Source organism: Aldersonia sp. NBC_00410, assembly GCF_026342035.1.
Classification (GTDB): domain Bacteria; phylum Actinomycetota; class Actinomycetes; order Mycobacteriales; family Mycobacteriaceae; genus Aldersonia.
On record NZ_JAPENM010000001.1, the window covers coordinates 540,346 to 557,760 of the forward strand.

At 65.2% G+C, this 17,415-nt stretch carries 13 protein-coding genes; 6 read left to right on the top strand and 7 right to left on the bottom strand.

Annotated features, from left to right (window positions below; genetic code table 11):
- The first annotated feature begins 226 nt into the window (after nt 1-226).
- Entirely contained in the window at nt 227-1,309 is a 1,083-nt protein-coding gene (locus OG921_RS02515; RefSeq protein WP_266110753.1) for an AraC family transcriptional regulator, read from the top strand.
- 228 nt (nt 1,310-1,537) lie between these two features.
- The gene (locus OG921_RS02520; protein WP_266110754.1) at nt 1,538-3,193 is read left to right on the top strand and encodes a SulP family inorganic anion transporter; all 1,656 of its coding nucleotides are present in this window, start codon (nt 1,538-1,540) and stop codon (nt 3,191-3,193) included.
- Between the two features lie 4 nt (nt 3,194-3,197).
- On the opposite strand, the gene OG921_RS02525 is transcribed toward OG921_RS02520, so the two are convergent.
- Nucleotides 3,198-5,972, bottom strand: coding sequence for a cation-transporting P-type ATPase (locus OG921_RS02525; RefSeq protein WP_266110755.1), 2,775 nt, complete (start codon nt 5,970-5,972; stop codon nt 3,198-3,200).
- 157 nt (nt 5,973-6,129) lie between these two features.
- On the opposite strand from OG921_RS02525, the gene OG921_RS02530 reads away from it, so the two are divergent.
- Nucleotides 6,130-6,540, top strand: a complete 411-nt coding sequence (locus tag OG921_RS02530; RefSeq protein ID WP_266110756.1) for a hypothetical protein — start codon at nt 6,130-6,132, stop codon at nt 6,538-6,540.
- Nucleotides 6,541-6,705: 165 nt separating this feature from the next.
- On the opposite strand, the gene OG921_RS02535 is transcribed toward OG921_RS02530, so the two are convergent.
- Both OG921_RS02535 and OG921_RS02540 read right to left on the bottom strand, forming a co-directional pair.
- Nucleotides 6,706-7,242: a hypothetical protein gene (locus OG921_RS02535; RefSeq protein ID WP_266110757.1), complete on the bottom strand. Its 537-nt coding sequence runs from the start codon at nt 7,240-7,242 to the stop codon at nt 6,706-6,708.
- An 80-nt stretch (nt 7,243-7,322) separates the two neighbouring features.
- Nucleotides 7,323-8,480: an acyl-CoA dehydrogenase family protein gene (locus OG921_RS02540; RefSeq protein ID WP_266110758.1), complete on the bottom strand. Its 1,158-nt coding sequence runs from the start codon at nt 8,478-8,480 to the stop codon at nt 7,323-7,325.
- A gap of 87 nt (nt 8,481-8,567) precedes the next feature.
- Between OG921_RS02540 and OG921_RS02545 the strand changes: the two genes are divergently transcribed.
- From OG921_RS02545 to OG921_RS02555, 3 genes are all read left to right on the top strand, one after another.
- Entirely contained in the window at nt 8,568-9,263 is a 696-nt protein-coding gene (locus OG921_RS02545) for a helix-turn-helix domain-containing protein (RefSeq protein ID WP_266110759.1), read from the top strand.
- Nucleotides 9,264-9,286: 23 nt separating this feature from the next.
- Nucleotides 9,287-9,661 (top strand): VOC family protein, encoded by a 375-nt coding sequence (locus OG921_RS02550; protein ID WP_266110760.1) that lies wholly within the window; start codon nt 9,287-9,289, stop codon nt 9,659-9,661.
- Between the two features lie 172 nt (nt 9,662-9,833).
- On the top strand, nt 9,834-11,699 hold the full coding sequence (locus tag OG921_RS02555; RefSeq protein WP_323182643.1) for an FAD-dependent oxidoreductase: 1,866 nt from the start codon (nt 9,834-9,836) through the stop codon (nt 11,697-11,699).
- 28 nt (nt 11,700-11,727) lie between these two features.
- On the opposite strand, the gene OG921_RS02560 is transcribed toward OG921_RS02555, so the two are convergent.
- The 4 genes from OG921_RS02560 to OG921_RS02575 form a co-directional block, all read right to left on the bottom strand.
- On the bottom strand, nt 11,728-12,240 hold the full coding sequence (locus OG921_RS02560) for a flavin reductase family protein (protein WP_266110761.1): 513 nt from the start codon (nt 12,238-12,240) through the stop codon (nt 11,728-11,730).
- Complete coding sequence (locus OG921_RS02565) at nt 12,237-14,000, bottom strand: NAD-binding protein (RefSeq protein WP_266110762.1); 1,764 nt, start codon at nt 13,998-14,000, stop codon at nt 12,237-12,239. The genes OG921_RS02560 and OG921_RS02565 overlap by 4 nt, the downstream gene beginning before the upstream one ends.
- 68 nt (nt 14,001-14,068) lie before the next feature.
- Complete coding sequence (locus OG921_RS02570; protein WP_266110763.1) at nt 14,069-15,646, bottom strand: phospholipid carrier-dependent glycosyltransferase; 1,578 nt, start codon at nt 15,644-15,646, stop codon at nt 14,069-14,071.
- Nucleotides 15,643-17,274, bottom strand: a complete 1,632-nt coding sequence (locus OG921_RS02575; protein WP_266110764.1) for a glycosyltransferase family 2 protein — start codon at nt 17,272-17,274, stop codon at nt 15,643-15,645. Before OG921_RS02575 ends, OG921_RS02570 begins: the two co-directional genes overlap by 4 nt.
- Between the last annotated feature and the right edge of the window lie 141 nt (nt 17,275-17,415).

The following is a 17,415-nucleotide window of genomic DNA, read 5'->3' on the forward strand; positions in this document are numbered from 1 at the left end:
ACTCGATCGGATTTCGAATATGTAGCGGCGTAACAGGTTTCGTGCGTGGCCTGTGCGCCTGCAGGCGATCGGCGCGCCTACCGCAGTTCTCGGAGGTGAGGCCCCTCACCTCGGTCCTGCTTTTGTGATGTCACTGACACTACGGTGGAAACTCCGACAATACTTATCACTACGGGACACGAACTGTGCTTTTCGGGACAGCCGTTCCGGAGTAGCGTCGTGATCGATGAAGCCACTGGTTCGATACGCCTCGATCGCCGGCTATCTCGATCTGGTCCGGTCGATGGGTGAAGACCCCGACCCGCTGATGCGATACGTCGGGCTGGATCCCGCGGGGCCGAGCTCGGCCGATCGCTGGATTCCCGCTATCGCGGTGACCCGGCTGCTGGAGATCACGGCCGCGGTGACCGAGCACCCCGATTTCGCATTGCGCCTGGTGGAGCGGCGGCGGTTCGCCGACCTGGGCCCGGTGAGCCTGGTCATCCGAGAGGAGCCGGATATCCGCAGCGCAGTGCAGTTCCTGATCCGCTATCAGCACATGTACAACGAGGCGTTGCGGATCAGGGTGGTCGAGGACACCCGAGCGGAGCCTGCGGAGCGACCCCTGCACAACCTCGCCTCGATCCGGCTCGGGATCGAACTCGGCGAACCCGGCGACACTCGCCAGGCCACCGAATTGGCGGTCGGGGTGCTGCATCGGCTGCTGCGTGACCTCGTCGGCGCAGCATGGCAGCCGCTCGCGGTGTCGTTCACGCACCGAGCTCCCGCCGACGCGACCACGCACCAACGAGTGTTCGGCACGACGGTGCGCTTCGATCAGGAGTTCAGTGGGGTCGTGTTGTCTACCGACCAACTCGATTCGCCGAATGTCACGTCCGCGCCGGAGTTCGCACCCTACGTGCAGCGATACCTCGACTCCCTCAATGCCCGCGATGAAGCGACCACCGTTCGCCGGGTGCGCGAACTGGTCGAGTTGCTACTCCCGACAGGGCGCTGCTCGGTCGACCAGGTCGCCCGGAGCATGGGCGTGGACCGCCGGACGGTGCATCGCCACCTCGCGGCACACGGTGAGACCTTCAGTTCGGTGCTCAACACCACCAGGGTCGAACTCGCCGAACATATGGTCACCGGCCGCCGCTACAGCCTCACGGACGTCGCGGCGCTGCTCGGCTTTTCGACAGCGGGCAATTTCTCCCGATGGTTCCGCGAACAGTTCGGACGCAGCCCGCGACAATGGCGAAACACCCCTACGCAGGAAGTAGCACAAGGCGTTGGCGCCATTCCCGCCACGGCGCCTCGCGATTGGTAGCGGACTCATCCGGCTCCCTTGACGCACCGCTGTGCGGTACGGTCGGGGTCCCGCACTCACACCAACCGGGTGAGTCGTAATCGGCTCTCGCAGTGAAAGTCACCGGCATATGCATGCTTCCCGGGCTCGAACCGAAGGCATCGACGGCGATCACGAGTCCCTCGAATTCGGTGGGGGTGGACGGTGGCCGGTCCGAGCGCGATAGCCGCGCGGCTTCCGGGATTGCGTGTGGCACGCAATTACCAGAAGAAGTGGCTTCGAAACGACCTGGTTGCCGGGGTGGTGCTGACGGCACTCCTGATCCCCGCCGGCATGGGTTATGCCGAGGCCGCAGGACTTCCGGTAGAGGCCGGGTTGTACGCGACAATCGTGCCGCTGCTGGTGTACGCAGTCGCCGGTCCGTCGCGGATCCTCGTGCTCGGACCCGATTCGTCGTTGGCGCCGATCATCGCCGCGGCGATTCTGCCGCTCGCGGTGGTGGGGTCCGATCGCGCGGTGGCGCTCGCGGGCCTGCTCGCGATCATGGTCGGTTTGATACTGGTCCTCGGCGGACTGCTGCGCCTCGGGTTCGTCACCGACCTGCTGTCCAAACCGATTCGGATCGGTTACCTCAACGGTATCGCCCTGACCGTCGTGATCGGGCAGCTGCCGAAGCTCCTTGGGTTCTCGGTCGATGCCGATACGTTGCGCGGCGAGGTGGCCGGGGTGGTGCGCGGCATATCCGATGGCGAGGTCGATGGTGCGGCATGTGCGATCGGAATCGCCTCGCTGCTGGTGATCGTCGGCTTGCGCGTGGTCGGCAGCAAGGTCCCCGGGGTGCTCGTCGCCGTCGTCGCGGCGATGATCCTCGTCGCAGTTGCAGGCCTGGCTGACCAGATCCCGGTGGTCGGAGCCCTTCCGCGGGGTCTGCCCGCACCGGCGCTATCCGGCATCGGCTGGTCGGACGTGGCCGAACTGATCGGTCCTGCGTTCGGGATCGCGCTGATCGCGTTCGCAGACAGTGGCGTCCTCTCCCGCACGTTCGCCGCACGCCGCGGCGAAAGCGTCGACGGCAGCCAGGAGATGCTCGGGATCGGCGCGGCCAACATCGGTGGTGGACTGCTCGGCGGGTTCCCGGTGTCGGCTTCCTCCTCGCGCACTCCGGTCGCCGAGCAGGCCGGTGCACGCAGTCAACTGTGCGGTGTCGTCGGGGCGATTCTCATCATCGCGTTCGTGCTGCTCGCCCCCGGGCTCACCGCGTATCTGCCGTCCTCGACCCTGGCTGCTGTCGTCATCGTCGCGGCGGCCGGACTCGTCGACTTCCGCGGGGTCGCGTCGCTATGGCGGGTCGATCGCGTCGAGTGCATGTTGTCGCTCGCCGCCTTCGTCGGCGTCGCCGCGATCGGGGTGCTCGAGGGAATCCTGATCGCGGTCGGTTTGTCGTTCGTCGCCTTCGTCAACAATGCTTGGCGACCGTATCGCGCCGAATTGGGGCAACGCCCCGGGGTACCCGGCTACCACGACCGCGCTCGCCACTCCGACGCACAGCCATTCCCCGGCGTCGTGATCGTCCGGTGGGATGCGCCGCTGTTCTTCGCCAACGGCGGCGTCTTCGACGACTACGTGCGCTCCGTCGTCACCGGCACCGAACGCGCGGTGCACACCGTTATTCTTGCCGCCGAGCCGATCACCGATGTCGATACCACGGCCGTCGACGAACTCGTCGAGCTCGACGATTACCTTGGCGCGCAGGGGATCACACTCGTCTTCGCCGAGATGAAGGGCCCGGTCAAGGACAAGTTGCGCCGTTACGAACTGGGCGGGCGGTTCGACGCTGACCGATTTTCGCCGACCCTGACGGGAGCGGTCGCCGATGCGAGCGACCGCGACCCTGGTGGCCGGTAGTAGCTCAGCGCGCCCGTGACGGGACGAGCGCGGCAGCAGGCGGCAGCGCTACCACCGGAGCGGGGCGACGCTGCCGGCGAACGACTTTCGCCCCTTCGATGACAACCGGGATAATCAGCGACCACCCGATGCACGCCAGCCACTGACCGCCGGTGAGCGAGGTGGTCAGGAGCAGTTCCTGCAGGAAGCCGAGTTCCACGGCAAGCACGGTTACCACGATCGGGACAACCAGAATCTTCAGCGCGCCGAGGACCGGCGCGGTGAGGCCGGATTCCGGATCGCGGCGCATCACAAGTCCGGCAAAGATCGATCCGAGCGACAGCACTACGAAGGTCATCGTCATCGGAACATTGGCCTCGGTTGGACTCATCTGTCCGGGAGCCAGCAACATCGCGGCCAGCGCGACGACGAATTGCAGGATTCCGTAGGCCAACCATTGCGTCATCGAGGTGCGGTTCGTAAGCGGCACCTTCGGGTCCCGGGGCGGATTGTCCATCAGGTTCGGTGCCGGCGGGTCGGCCATGATGACGATCACCGGGAAAAGGGTGATGAAGAAATGCTGAAAGACCACCATCAACGGTGACAATGCCACCCCGTCGTTGATGTTGAAGATACTCGCGACCAGGAACAGCAGGACGAGCGAGAACAGCTTGGCCATCTGATAGCGAATGTAGGAGACGATCTTGTCGTAGACCCCCCTACCAAGGCGGATCGCGGTGATCAGCGTGCCGAAGTTGTCATCGGTGAGGATGATCTTGCCGGCCTGCTTCGTCACCTCGCTGCCCGATCCCATCGCAACGCCGATGTCGGCCTTTTTCAGTGCCGCAGCGTCGTTTACGGCGTCGCCGGTCATCGCGACGACAGCGCCCCCGCGCTGCATCACGTCGGCCAGGCGAAGCTTGTCCTGTGGCGTCACCCGCCCGAACACGTGCGTGTTCGGCAATACGGCAATCAGTTCCTCGTCGGTGAGCGCCGCCAGTTCGGACCCGCTCATCGCGCCCGGTCCCAGGCCCAGGTCCGCAGCGATCGCCGACGCCGTGATCGCGTGGTCGCCGGTGATCATCCGCACCTCGATGCCCGCCGCGCGCGCGGTGTGCACGGCCTCGATCGCCTCGGGCCGCAGTGGATCGATGATGCCGACCAGGCCCACGAATACCAGGTCGTCGACGGCCCGCATCGGGTCCGCGAGCACCTCGTCCTCGCGACCATCGAGCAGGCGGTAGCCGAAAGCCAGTACACGTAGGCCCTTTTCGGACAGCTCGCGATTTGCGGTGTCGATTTCGGCACGCACCTCGGCGATGTCGACGACCGCGCCGTCGGCCCGAGACGCCGCGCCACAACGGGCGAGCAGCACATCCGGTCCGCCCTTGACCAATTCGATGAACCGCGTGGTCCCGCCGACCGGTAGGTGATGGAAGGTGGCCATGAACTTGTACGCGGAGTCGAACGGCACTTCGGCCATTCGCGGATAGCTCTGCCGGGTCAGCGTGGCATCAACTCCGGTTTTCGCCGCGAGGACGACGAGGGCCACTTCTGTTGGATCCCCCACGATCGCGCCGGCGTCGGAAATCGTGGCGTCGCTGGCCAGACACAAGCCATAGGCGAGCAGGGTGAAATCCGGGACCGCCGCGCCGGCGGCGTGGGTGATCGCACCGGTCTTGGCGTAGCCTTCGCCGGCCACCGAGTACCACTGGCCGTGAAAGTAGAGCGACCGCACCGTCATCTGGTTCATGGTCAGGGTGCCGGTCTTGTCCGAGTTGATCACGCTGGTCGCGCCCAAGGTCTCGACATCGCTGAGGTTCTTGACCACCGCCTTCGCCTCGGCGAGTTGGCGGGCGCCGACGGCAAGCATGGCCTGCACGAACGTCGGAAGACCGGTTGGGATCGCGGAGACGCCCATCGAGATACCCAGCAACAGCACGATTGTGAGGCTCTGGCCACGCAGCAGCCCGATCACCACGATGATGGCGACCGACGTCCACGCGATAATGCCGAGCACCTTTGTGAGCGTGTCGAGTTCGCGCTGTAGCGGGGACTTGTTCGGAGCCACCGCCGACAGCATCGATGCGATCCGGCCCATCTGCGTTGCCATCCCGGTTTCGGTGATGACCACTCGCGCAGTACCGCGGGTGACAGAGGTGTTCTGGTAGAGCATGTCGGTGCGATCGCCGAGGCCGACATCGGGTCCATCGACCGTCGTCGGGTCTTTTGGGATCGGTGCACTCTCGCCCGTCAGCGACGCTTCCTGCGTCTCCAGCGTCGCCGACCGGAGCAGCCGCCCGTCGGCGGGTACGACGTCGCCGGCTTCGACGTCGACGATGTCGCCGGGCACCAGCTCCGTCGCGGGCAGCATGCGCAATTCGCCGTCGCGGAGCACCCGCGCCTGCGGGGTCTGCATCTTGGCCAGCGCATCGACGCTGGCGCGGGCCTTCAACTCCTGCTGTGTGCCGAGGACGATGTTCACCAGCACCAGGACTGCGACGATGATGGCGGTCGGAACTTCCCCGATGATCAAGCTGACCACGACCACTGCGACCAGCATGAGGTTCATCGGGTCTTTCAGCTGTGCCACTGCGATCATCCACGCCGACAAGGCGGGCTCGGCGGCGATCACGTTTGCACCGAATCGATCCTGCCGCGCCGCGGCCTCGCGGGTGGTGAGGCCCACGCTCGGGTCGGATTCGAGGGCCGCAACCACGGTCGGTGCGTCGAGACCGTGCCACGCTGGCTCGGTTGGGGCACCGGGGCGGCGCGGCGGCGCGGGAGGGGCTTCGTTCATCGTGCTGATCTCCCTTTGAAAGCCGATCCGCAGTAATCCGAACACTACAAATGTTGCCAGTGCACGGATTGAGTGACTTCATCCGAACCGGATGAGGCGCGGTACCGCCTGCGCAGGGCAATGTCGGCATGGACTCGGACCGAAGGGGAACAAGCAGATGACACAAGAGGCGACACAATATCCGTCGACGTCGGACAGCGTGGCAGCGGGGACCTCGATCGCGGCGGCATGCATTCTCGTCGCGATCGGCGCGGTGGAGATTTTCCAGGGCATTGCAGCCATCGCGAAGGATGACGTCTTCGTCGTCGGCATCGAGTACGTCTACAAGTTCGACCTGACAACGTGGGGATGGATCCACCTCGTTCTCGGCATCGTCGTGGTACTCATCGGGATCGGTTTGTTCACCGGTGCCACCTGGGCAAGGATCGGAGGTGTCGTTGCGCTCGCGCTGTCGATCGTCGCGAACTTCCTCTGGATTCCCTACTACCCGTGGTGGTCGTTGACCGTCATCGCCCTCGCCGTGTTCGGAATCTGGGCCGTCACGGCCTGGAAGCCCGATCGGATCTGACGCAGCGCCAACAGCACGGCCACGGTCTGGCCCGGACACCGCCTCCCCGGCGCGTGTACCGGGCCAGACCCTCGTCGTGACGCGACACGGAGCATCGACGCCGTGCACAGCGCACTCACCGACAGGCGCTACTGGGAAGATCGGATGGTCGAGAGTGCGGAGCCGCTATGCAGGCACGACGGTGATCGTTCCGCGGCACACCGCGTTCTGCGAATTGATCAACCACCAACCCGCGCCGGTCTGAACGGTGACGGTGAAGTCCACCGTTCCGGCTCCGGACAGCGTGCGGTTGATCGGGATCCCCGGCTTTTGTTGCAAGGCCACCTCATCGCTGAAGCTGCGCCCCGACACACCGTTCGCCCGGTTGGTCCAGTCGACGAACAACCGCGTGCCATACCAATTGGGACCGATACTCGGGAAGAGACCGCCCGGCGGCACGGGAAGTTCGTTGTTGCCGCTGAGCAGAATCGACGGTTCGAGTACGGACCCGCCCGGCGGGCGCGATGCGCCCGATGACGCCGTGACGGTCCAGGTGAACGACGGTGCCCAGAACAGAGGATTCAGGCTCGAGCATGTCATCGTGGTCGAGGTCGGGGGCTGCGCACTCGCGATACCGCCGGCGGCGGTTGTAGCGGCGGTCGCAAGCCCAATAGCGACAAGCGCCGTGGCGCACAAACGTCCCAGTTTCTTGCTCGTGTCCATGATCAGTTATCCCGAAAGCTGCGCCGATTCGTTACGGATCGGACAAATGCGACGGCACCGTTTCAGCCGCTCCGCGGTCATCAATGCTGGCCGGGGGGCAATCCGAGACCCACCAGGCCGGCATGCTGCAGCGTCTCCTCCGGCGTGAACGGGTGGAACTTGGCGGCCCGAACATCGCGGTAACACCGTTCGATCGTCCCGCGGTAGTACGACTGCCCGCCGGTCACCTCCATCGCGATATCGCACACCTCGATCGAGGCGTGGGCGATCTCGCGTTTGGCGGCCATCACCGCAACGACCGTCTCCATCATCGGTGCAGGGTCGTCACCGACCGCGTCGAGCGCACCGTCGAGTGCCCAGGACGCCACCTGCAGCCGGTTGTTCATCAGCCCGACCGCCCGCTGTACCAGGGGATTCGCTGCCTTCGACGTATCCCGAACCGCGGCGACGGCCGCGTCACGTGCGGCTTCGGCCACGCCCAAATACACCGCCGCGACCACCGGCAGCGCAATGCTGAAGATCACTTGCAGCGGCGGGTCGAGTACGCCGTAGGGACGGCGCGCCAGCACCGCGGCATCCGGCACGAAGACCTCGTCGAGTTCGATGTCATGACTGCCGGTCCCACGCATGCCGAGCGCATCCCAGTTGTTCTGGACCGTGACCCCCTCCGCGCCGAGCGGCACAGCCATGTTCAACACGATGCGCCCGGACTCGGGATCGGCGTACGGGAACATCGTCGACATCACGGTGCCCACCGGTGCCTGGCTGCAGAAGATCTTGCGGCCACTCACTCGGTAGCCGCCGTCCACGCGTCGCGCGCTGCCGCGTGGATGCGTCGCATCGGCGCCGCCGGTCGAGACGAGCACAATTGCGTCCTGCACAATCCGGCGCAGTGTCTTCTCCGCACCGGGGAGCCCGCGCCGGTAACGCCACGCGGTAAAGAGCGTGACGTGCTGATGCATCGCCGAGGCCAACGCACTCGAGCCACAGAATCGGGCCAGCGTTCGCTGCGCGGCCGCCACGTCACGAATGGAGGCGCCATATCCGCCAAGTTCTTCCGGCACCGCGAGCGCGAAATATCCGGAGCGGGAGAATAGTTCGTATGCCTCGGCAACGAATGTTCCAGCGCGATCGTGACTTTCGCTGAACGGCTGGATCTTTCGACCCAGATCGGTGGCAAATGAAACCGGGTCGAGGGTGTGCTCGACGGGGGCAGGAGCGGGGGCGGTAATGGTCATGCAAATGACGCTAAGCTGCGCAAGAGTGTCCAACTAGTATCCATTCTGGACTTCAATGCCGCAGATCCGGCACCTACCCTTGACCCCATGCATGAATACGGTCAGTACTGTCCGGTCGCCTTGGGTAGCGAGGTGCTGGCCGACCGCTGGACGCCGCTGATCCTGCGCGAACTCGTACTCGGCAACACTCGTTTCAACGACATCGAACGCGGACTTCCCGGGATCTCGCGCACCCTGCTGTCCTCCCGACTACGCCATCTCGAGAGTGTCGGGGTGCTCGATCGCATTCCCTCACGAACCGGACGGGGCAGCGAATACCGGCTTACCGATTCCGGGCGGGACCTGGAACCGGTCATTCAATTGTTGGGCGAGTGGGCGGTGCGGTGGCGGTTCGTCGAACCCGAACCCCGCCTCGTCGATCCGGTCACGCTCACCTGGTGGATGCATCGCCGGATCGACCGCACTCGGCTACCCGCCGGGCGCGTCGTGATCGAGTTCGTCTACCAGGGCAACCCGGCGACGGTGCTGTGGCTCGTCCTCGACAGCGGCGAACCATCGGTGTGCATGAAGTATCCCGGCTTCGACATCGATCTCGTCGTACGCACCGACGCGGTGTCGATGATGCGGGTGTTCTCCGGGCAGAAGTCACTCGCCGCCGCGCGCGGGGACGGCACGGTGCAGATCGGTGGCCCGCCCGCGCTCGAGCGTGCGTTCGGCACCTGGTTCCTCTGGAGTCCGTTCGCGCCCGCGGTCCGTGAACGGATGGGCGCGCACGACACCTGACCGCCGCGAACGGAAGCGCTGGAATGTCTGTCGAACTCAATCACACGATCGTGTACGCGTCGGACCGGAATCATTCGGCCCAGTTCCTCGCCGACCTGCTCGGCCTCCCCGACCCGACCGACTACGGTCCGTTCCGCATCGTCCAAATAGGTTCCTTGTCACTGGATTTCATGGACTCAACCGGTCCGGTAATGCCGCAGCACTATGCGTTCCTCGTCGACGTGGACGACTTCGATGCCATCTTCGCGCGGATACGCGAACGGGGAATCGAGTACTGGGCGGATCCGTTCCACAACCGGCCAGGGCAGATCAATCACAACGACGGCGGCCGCGGCGTGTATTGGAGCGACCCGGACGGTCATTCGCTCGAGATCATCACCCGCCCGTACGGCGGCTGATCGCCGGCCTCAATTCGCATCATCAGCGTCACCATTCACATTGACGGGGTGCATCGCCCCGATTTCCACTAAATATTTTGCGAAAACGCCCCGAACAATTGCGGAACGTTGATTAACTTGTTGTTGACAACGACGTTCCCGGGCAGTTGCCCGCATACCGTAGGTGGGGTCGATGATGGACGGGTCCAATCAGCGACAATCTCGGCGGAAGTTTCTGCAAGGAGCGGCCGGCGCGGCCGCAATAACGGTGGCCGGCGCGGCGGCGGCCAATGCGCAGTCGGTGACGGGATCCTCTGGCGGCGGAGCCCTCAGCAACGAGAACGGCAGTAACAGCGGCAGTGCGGGTTCCCCGCAAACGAGCGGACGCCCCAACGGTAAGACGGTCGCCGTGTTCGGCGCCGGACCGGCGGGCCTGACTGCGGCGCACGAACTGGCCGAACGCGGGTTCGACGTCACCGTCTACGAGGCGATGTCGGTATTCGGCGGAAAGTGCCGCAGCCTCTACGCTCCCGGCACAGGCCTACCCGGCGAGCATGGATTTCGCAGCTTCTTCGGCTTCTATCACAACCTGCCGGACACATTGCGCCGAATACCGTTCCCGGGCAACAGTAATGGTGTATGGGACAATCTGGTCCGGCTCAACGCGGCGATGATCGCCGGGCACGACCGCGCCAATCTCACTATCCCGCTCCCCCTCCCGCTGCCGTTCTCTCAACTGCCCCTCACCCCACAGCAGTTCGTCGATTCGACCGTCGCAGTATTCCAGACCCTGTTCCGACTGCCGTTGTACGAGGCGATATTCGCCGCCGAGCGGCTCGGCGTGTACGTCACCAGTTGCGACGCCCGCAAGGTGAATCAATGGGAGAACATCACCTGGACCGAATTCGCCAAGCTGGACAACTCTTCACCGGAGTACAACCGTTTCCTCGGCGATGGCTTCATCAAGGAACTCGTTGCCACCAAGTCGAGTAACTGCAGCGCCAACGCCATCGGCGTGGTCGGCGAGGAATACGTATGGTCGCTGCTCAATCTCAACAACGACGACAGTTTCCGCGGAAATGACCGGGTACTGAACGGCCCGACCACCGAACAGTTCGTCACACCGTGGACCAACTATCTCGCTTCCCTTGGTGTCAAATTGCGGCTGGGCACGAAGCTGGCCGGGCTCCAGATGGACGGTTCGCATATTCGTTCGGCCACGGTGAGCACCGCGTCGGGACCCCAGACCGTGCAAGCGGATTACTACCTGTCGGCGATTCCACTCGACAAGTGGCCGGCGCTACTGACACCAGAGGTGGTACGTGCCGACCCCGCCCTGGAAAGTATCCGCGAGTTGCAGGCCGCCTGGATGGTGGGGCTGCAGTACTTCGTCACCGAACCCGCTCCCATCGCGAACGGCCACGTCGGATACAACGACGCGCCCTGGGGCGTGACCTCGATCAGCGAGGGACAGTTCTGGCACCGGCCGCTCACCTCCTACGGCGACGGTCGCGTGAAAGATGTTGTCTCGGCGATTATTTCGGACTGGGATACACCGGGTATGTTCACCGGGAAAACGGCGCGCGAGTGCAGTCCGGCGGAACTGGCCCGAGAAACGTGGCTACAGATTCGCTCACATGTCGACGGCAAGGGTGGCACCCGGCTGACCGACGACATGCTGCACTCGTGGATGATCGACACCGCGCTCACAGGGGCAGGGACTCCGCAAATTGCCTACGAGGACCCGATTTTCGTCCAGAACCCCGGATCATGGCATGACCGGCCGGACGCATTCACGAAGATCGACAATCTGTTCCTCGGCGGTGACTGGATCCACACGCAGATGAATGTCGCGTGCATGGAGGGCGCCAACGAGGGCGGCAGGCTTGCCGCGAACGCCCTCCTGCACGCCTCCGGGTCGCCCGAGCCGTCGGTCACCATCGAGCCGCGTTTTCGTCAGGTGCTCTGGGAGCCGTTCAAGATCATCGACCAGCAGCGGTTCCGCGCCGGGGAAGGCAATCTGTTCGACATCGTCGACGGGTTCCGCCGGCCGAACTGATGCGTCGAAAGGAGCCCGGTCGCGAGCACTACGCGTCGTGGCCGGGCTCGAGCTCGCGCACATCCTGGAACGTCACCAGCCGGTCCAGGCCGTGGCCCACCTCACCCGCGCCGGGCTCGAGCAGGAACGCGGTGTGGTCGCCGAGGTCGAAATGTTCGAGCGTGCGACCCGAAAACCACCCGGCGACATCGTGCAACACCGGTATGCCCAGCGGACCGTCGGACCAGTCGCACCGCGCGAATTTGTCCACCTCGTCACCGGTTTCGCCGCCGAACAGTTCGGCGAGCTCGAGGTGGTCCGTCGCCAGGACATGCACTACCAGACCCGGCGCGTCCAGCGCGATCCGATAGGTGTGGTTCTGCTTGGACAGTCCGACGAGAAAGCGTGGCGGATCGATGCTCGTCTGTGATGCGAAGCCCACCAGGCACCCGGCCAGCCGATCCCCCGCCCTCGTCGTCACCAGGAACATCGGGTAGTCGAGCCCGCCGACGATCGTCTCGAAGGCCTGATCCGCTCCGGCCGGGAGTGCAGCATCGCTCATGTCACCGTCCTACCACTCGACGCTCGCGAACTCTGCTGCAACGCGATGACCGCGCCCGCGGTCCCGACCACGTACGCGCGATCGTCCGGTTCGAACCTGGCGTCTCGACGCGGCAACTCGTGTCGGCCGGACCGCTTGCGGTGCAACGCCACCACCCGCGCCGCGCCGACGAGATCGGCCATCGCCGTCCCGACCAGCGCACTGCCCGGATCGATATCCAGAGTGCCGACGATGAAGGTCTGCTCGGCGATGACGAATGTCGCGGTTACTTCGAGTCCGAGCGCGGCGCCGACGAACCACGGCGAGGCAAGCTCCTCGGTGGATTGCGCATTGGTGAACGCGAATCGGTCAGCCACCGTGCGCCGCAACGAGCGATCGAAGACCCGCATCACCACCGGAACGTCCGGACCGGCGGTCCAACTGTCGCCGAACATGTCCCGCAACGCGATACCGGTCTCGATATTGACCATGTCGTCGCTCGTCACGACCGCGATTCCCGCCGCGTGCGTCGCGCGGGCCACATCGAGGGTGACCGCCAGCGTGGCGTCACCGAAGATCGCGGGCACGCCCAGCACCGCGAGCTCGGTGAGGTGCCGGTTGCGTTCGTCGCGTTCGAGGACCACGACCTGCTTTCCGCGGGCGATGAGCTCGCGCACCACGCCGAGTCCGAAGGTGCCCAGTCCGATCACGAGATAGTGCCCCGCCATCGTCCGCACGCGCCGTTTCCCCGACGTGTTTCCGAGGCGTCGGCTGATCAGCATGTCGGTGATGAACGCCATCAGCACCGCCACCGTCGTTATCCCGCCGATCATCAGCGCGATCGCCCACATTCGCAGCCATGCCGGCTGATCGCTGAAGCTGAAGTCGCCGTAGCCGACGGTCGCGATGGTTTCGACGCTGAAGTAGACACCGTCGAGCAGGCTCATTCCCGGTTTGCGATAGTTCTGCCAGAGCAGCACCGACGAACCGGCCACGAGAACGAACATGAACACGAGCGCCCGAAACAGGCCCGGCTCGAATTCACCGAGGACGCCGGCCACCGTGGCCCTGGCCCTCATCAGCGGCCCGAGCCGGTGCCCCGAGCCCCGCGGCGCGGACGGTCGTTCCAGCAAACGGACCCGCTGTTCGGGTCCGAGGATGATCGCCCGATCGCCGGTGTGCACCGCCAGGTCGCGACCGGGGCAGGCAACGACTTCGACAGACTCGCGCCCGCGCACCACCGCGACCGGGGTCAAATCACCGAAAAGCTCCCGCAGTGTCGAATCTGCGTCGATATCGAGCGTCGCGGCGACGAACCGGATCCCGTCGATCTCGAGATCCGTCGCGTGCCGGCCGAGGGCGGCCTCGGCCAGCGCCGGCGAGGCGAGGCTGGCGATATTGAGCACCGCGCCCGGGCCGTTTCCCACCGCGACCGCCCGCGCGACGGCGGTGTTGTCGAGGCTGGCCACGACCCGCACCACCGCGTTGCGGTCGCGCGCAAGCAGTGCGATCTCCAGGTTGAGCAGGTCATCGGCCATCACGCATACGATGGCCTGCGCCCTTCCGATGCCGGCGACGTCGAGCGTTCGCGGCAGATCGGGCAGCAGCTCGATCCATTCGACTTCCGCACGCATCGGGCCGGCTATTCCGCCGCGGCCGGAGTCGTCGATCACCGTCACCCGCTCGCCCGCACCGACCAGCTGCTCGACGATGCGCGTGCTGATACCGCCGACGCCACAGACGATGACATGCCCGGATCCCGCATCATCGCGCGTTGTCATCGCTCTCCTCGTCACCGCTGCCCACCCGGCTCTGGAAAACACTAGAGACGCGGCGGGCCGCGCGCGCACTATCCGGGCGTGACGGCCATGACGGTGAGGGTGTTCTGACCCGAGCCGAAGCTCCGCACGGTCACGGCATGCGTGATCGCTTCGAACACCCACGGCATCGTCTGCGGATTCTGCGAATCGAGCGTGGCCTTCGACAGCGCGAGATATTCGATGCGCTGCCAGCCGCCGAGTTGCTCGGCAACCGCCGGGTCGCTGTCGACCTTGTACACCCACACGTTGTTGTCACCGACAAACCCGGCATTGTGCAGATCGAGCCAGAGCTCCGCCTCCGAGACGAGAACCGCGTCGTGCGGCACGTGATCACGTAGCCACGCCACGGCATCGCGTTGCGGGGCGTCCGCGTCGGTTGTCCACTGCCTCGCCACCCCGGATTGCCAGGCCGGGCCCGCCCAGGTCAGCGAAAGCGTCCAGAACACGGCGACCGCCACCGTCGCCGTCGCCACCAGGACTGTGCCGGCGCGACGACCGGAGGGCGGATCGCTCGTGCGGGGCCACCACTGATCGCAGAGTCCGGCAATGGCGAGGGCCAATAACGGCGTGAGCATGACGACATACATCGCCGGTAGGTATCCCGTCCGCAGCAGCATCAGCAATTGCAGCAGCAGCGCCAGCATCAAGGGTCGGAATCTCCGATAGCACAACAGGACTGTTCCGGCGACGACGCCTGCCACCGGCAACCACGCGTCGAGTTCGAGCCATGAGCGCACCAGGTTGTTCGCATCACTGCCCGCGTCGAACACGCTGCCACTGCCGGCGCGCTCGCCGAGTTGCCAACGCATGGCGTCGACCAGGCTGACGTGCCCTGCACCGGAGAACAACTCGTGCTTGACGACGGCGTAGAGCGGATACATCGCCACCGACAGGGCACCGACAATGGCGAAGGAGGTGAACGCGAATGCCCGGTTGGCGGAGTCGCGGTAGTTCTGCCACAACGCGAGCAGCAGCGCAGGCAGAAGCAAGACCAGTGTTTCCTTCGTGGTGACCGCCATCGCGAAACACAGTGCGCTGCCGATCGCAGCGCTCCAACGGCACCGCGGCGACAGCGCGAGCACGAACGCCGCGAGCACCCACGGCATCGCGATGTTGTCCAGCAGCGCGAGCCGGCCGTAGTGCATGGCGAGCGGACTGAATACGAACAACACCACCGCCGCGGCAGCCCAGAATCGGCGCATGCCGATCCGGCGGGCGAGCACGAAGAGCATTGCGCACGAAACCATTCGCGCGAACAGTACGAACTCTCGACCGATCATCGTCGTGTTGTGTTGCCAACGGGTCCACGCGCCGGTGACCTCGGCCCATACCGACATCTGCAACCAACCCATCGGCGGGTGGTCGTACCAGTAGGTGTAATGGGCGAGTTCACCCAGATGTGGCACCGCCCAGGCCTGCGCGACGTAGGTCCCCTCGTCACCGAACCTGGCGGGGTACCCCGAAAGATTGATAGCCGTCGCGATACCACAAACGAGGACGAGCACTGCGCCGATGCCGACGGTGAGCCTGCGGTCCTCGCTCGCGACCGGCCGCCTGCCCGCGGCCGTCGACAGCGTGGCCGACAGCTCGGCGGTGTCGGACCTCATGCCGGCTCGACCGCGACACCTGCGGCCGGCGATGCGGATTCGGCGACCCGCCGAAAATGGTCGCCGATATGCGCCGTCTTGTCCCAGCCGAGCCGGCCGAGCGCGTACCACAGCACGGCCTGGGCGGCGGCGTAGGACAGCACGAGTTGGTACGGATAAAACGTCACCACGAATAGCACGTGCACGTGCCAACGCACGGGTCGACCGTAGACACGGCCGTACTCATTGATGTGCAGCAATTGCAGCGCCATGGCCAGCAGGATCGGAATTGTCGGGATACACATCGCAACGGCAAGCGGGGCAGGTGATTTGATCAGGAACGTCGTCGCCAGCGTCAACGGAAACATGACGAAGGCAAGCGTCTGAAACAAGCTCATGGTGAGAATCCAGAATGCGATCATCCGCTGCCGGAACCTTGGCAGCGATCGCCAGTTGCCTGCCATGAAACTCTGGATGAAGCCGATGTTCCACCGCCGTCGCTGCTTGATCAGCGTCGTCAGATCCGGTGGTGTCTCCTCGCGGGTGGTCAGCCGTGGATCGTAGAAGGTGAGCGTCCGCGCGCCGTGCACCGCGGTGGCTCGCACACCCAGCTCGCAGTCCTCGGTGAGAGACATCGGCCAACCGTTGGTCTTGTCCAGCAACGAGGTCCGCAGGAATACGGTGTTGCCGCCGAGCGGCATGAACCCCTTGTCCGATTGGTAACGCATCTGAGAACTGAACCAGCGCAGGTACTCCAGCAGGTTGTGCCAGGCATACCAGCGACGCAACCGTCCGCACGTGCGCTGCCACCACGAACCGAGATGGTCGGGATCCATCAATTGAATTCCACCCTGGACGATTTCGACGCCCGGATCGTCGGCGAATGCCTGATCGACTGCGGCGAGCAGGCCCGGCGCCGCGATGCTCTCGGCATCGAGCACGGTGAACACGTCGACCGCGTCACGCAGGAGTCGGTACGCGAAGTTGAGCTGCTGCGGCTTGTTCGGTCGCCGGCCGTTCAGTGGGTAGACGAGGACTCCGAGCGGGCCGGGCCCGATCGCGTCGAGCAGAACGGCGACCGAGCGGTCCGCACGGGCCAGTGCCTCGTCGAGCTGCCGGGCGCCGATCTCCTGCGGAACACGGTGCAGCAGTGCTGAATTAACCACGGCCGCGGTGATCGCCGCGACTCGGGTGGTTTCGGGATCGTCATCGTTGGTGATTGCGACGATCCGATGCCTGCCGTGGTCGAGCTGGGTGTAACAAGTGTTGAGCATCGTGGTCGCGAGCACGCTCGTTTCGTGCCGCGCGGGGATGAGCACCGCAATCGCCGCGGTGGCAGGACCGCGCGGCGGGGCGAGCAACAGTTCGTCCTCCAGCCCCGACTCCCGCTTGGCATAGGCGAGCGAAACGAGGAAGGACATGCTCATCAGCATGGCGAATACCGAGAAGAACGCACCGGCGGCGATGAGGAAGTGCCGGAAGCTATCGACTGCCGAATACCCGCCGACGAGGATGAGCAGCACCACTCCGGCAAAGGCTCCGAGATGGCGTCGCGTCACCCGTCGCGCGCGCTCGCCGTGCACCAAGTGCGCGGCGCGGGTACGTGGCGCAGGCGCGTCGAAGACCGACGGCACGACCGATGAGCTCACTGGAAACCCTCACTGCCGCAGTGCAATTGCGCACGAATGAACATCGATCGGCCGCGCATGGAGCTCGTCGATGCGATTCCGGTTCCCCGACGACCGGCTGCTGTTTGCATATTCAACAACAGGGGCTCGACCCCGCCCGGG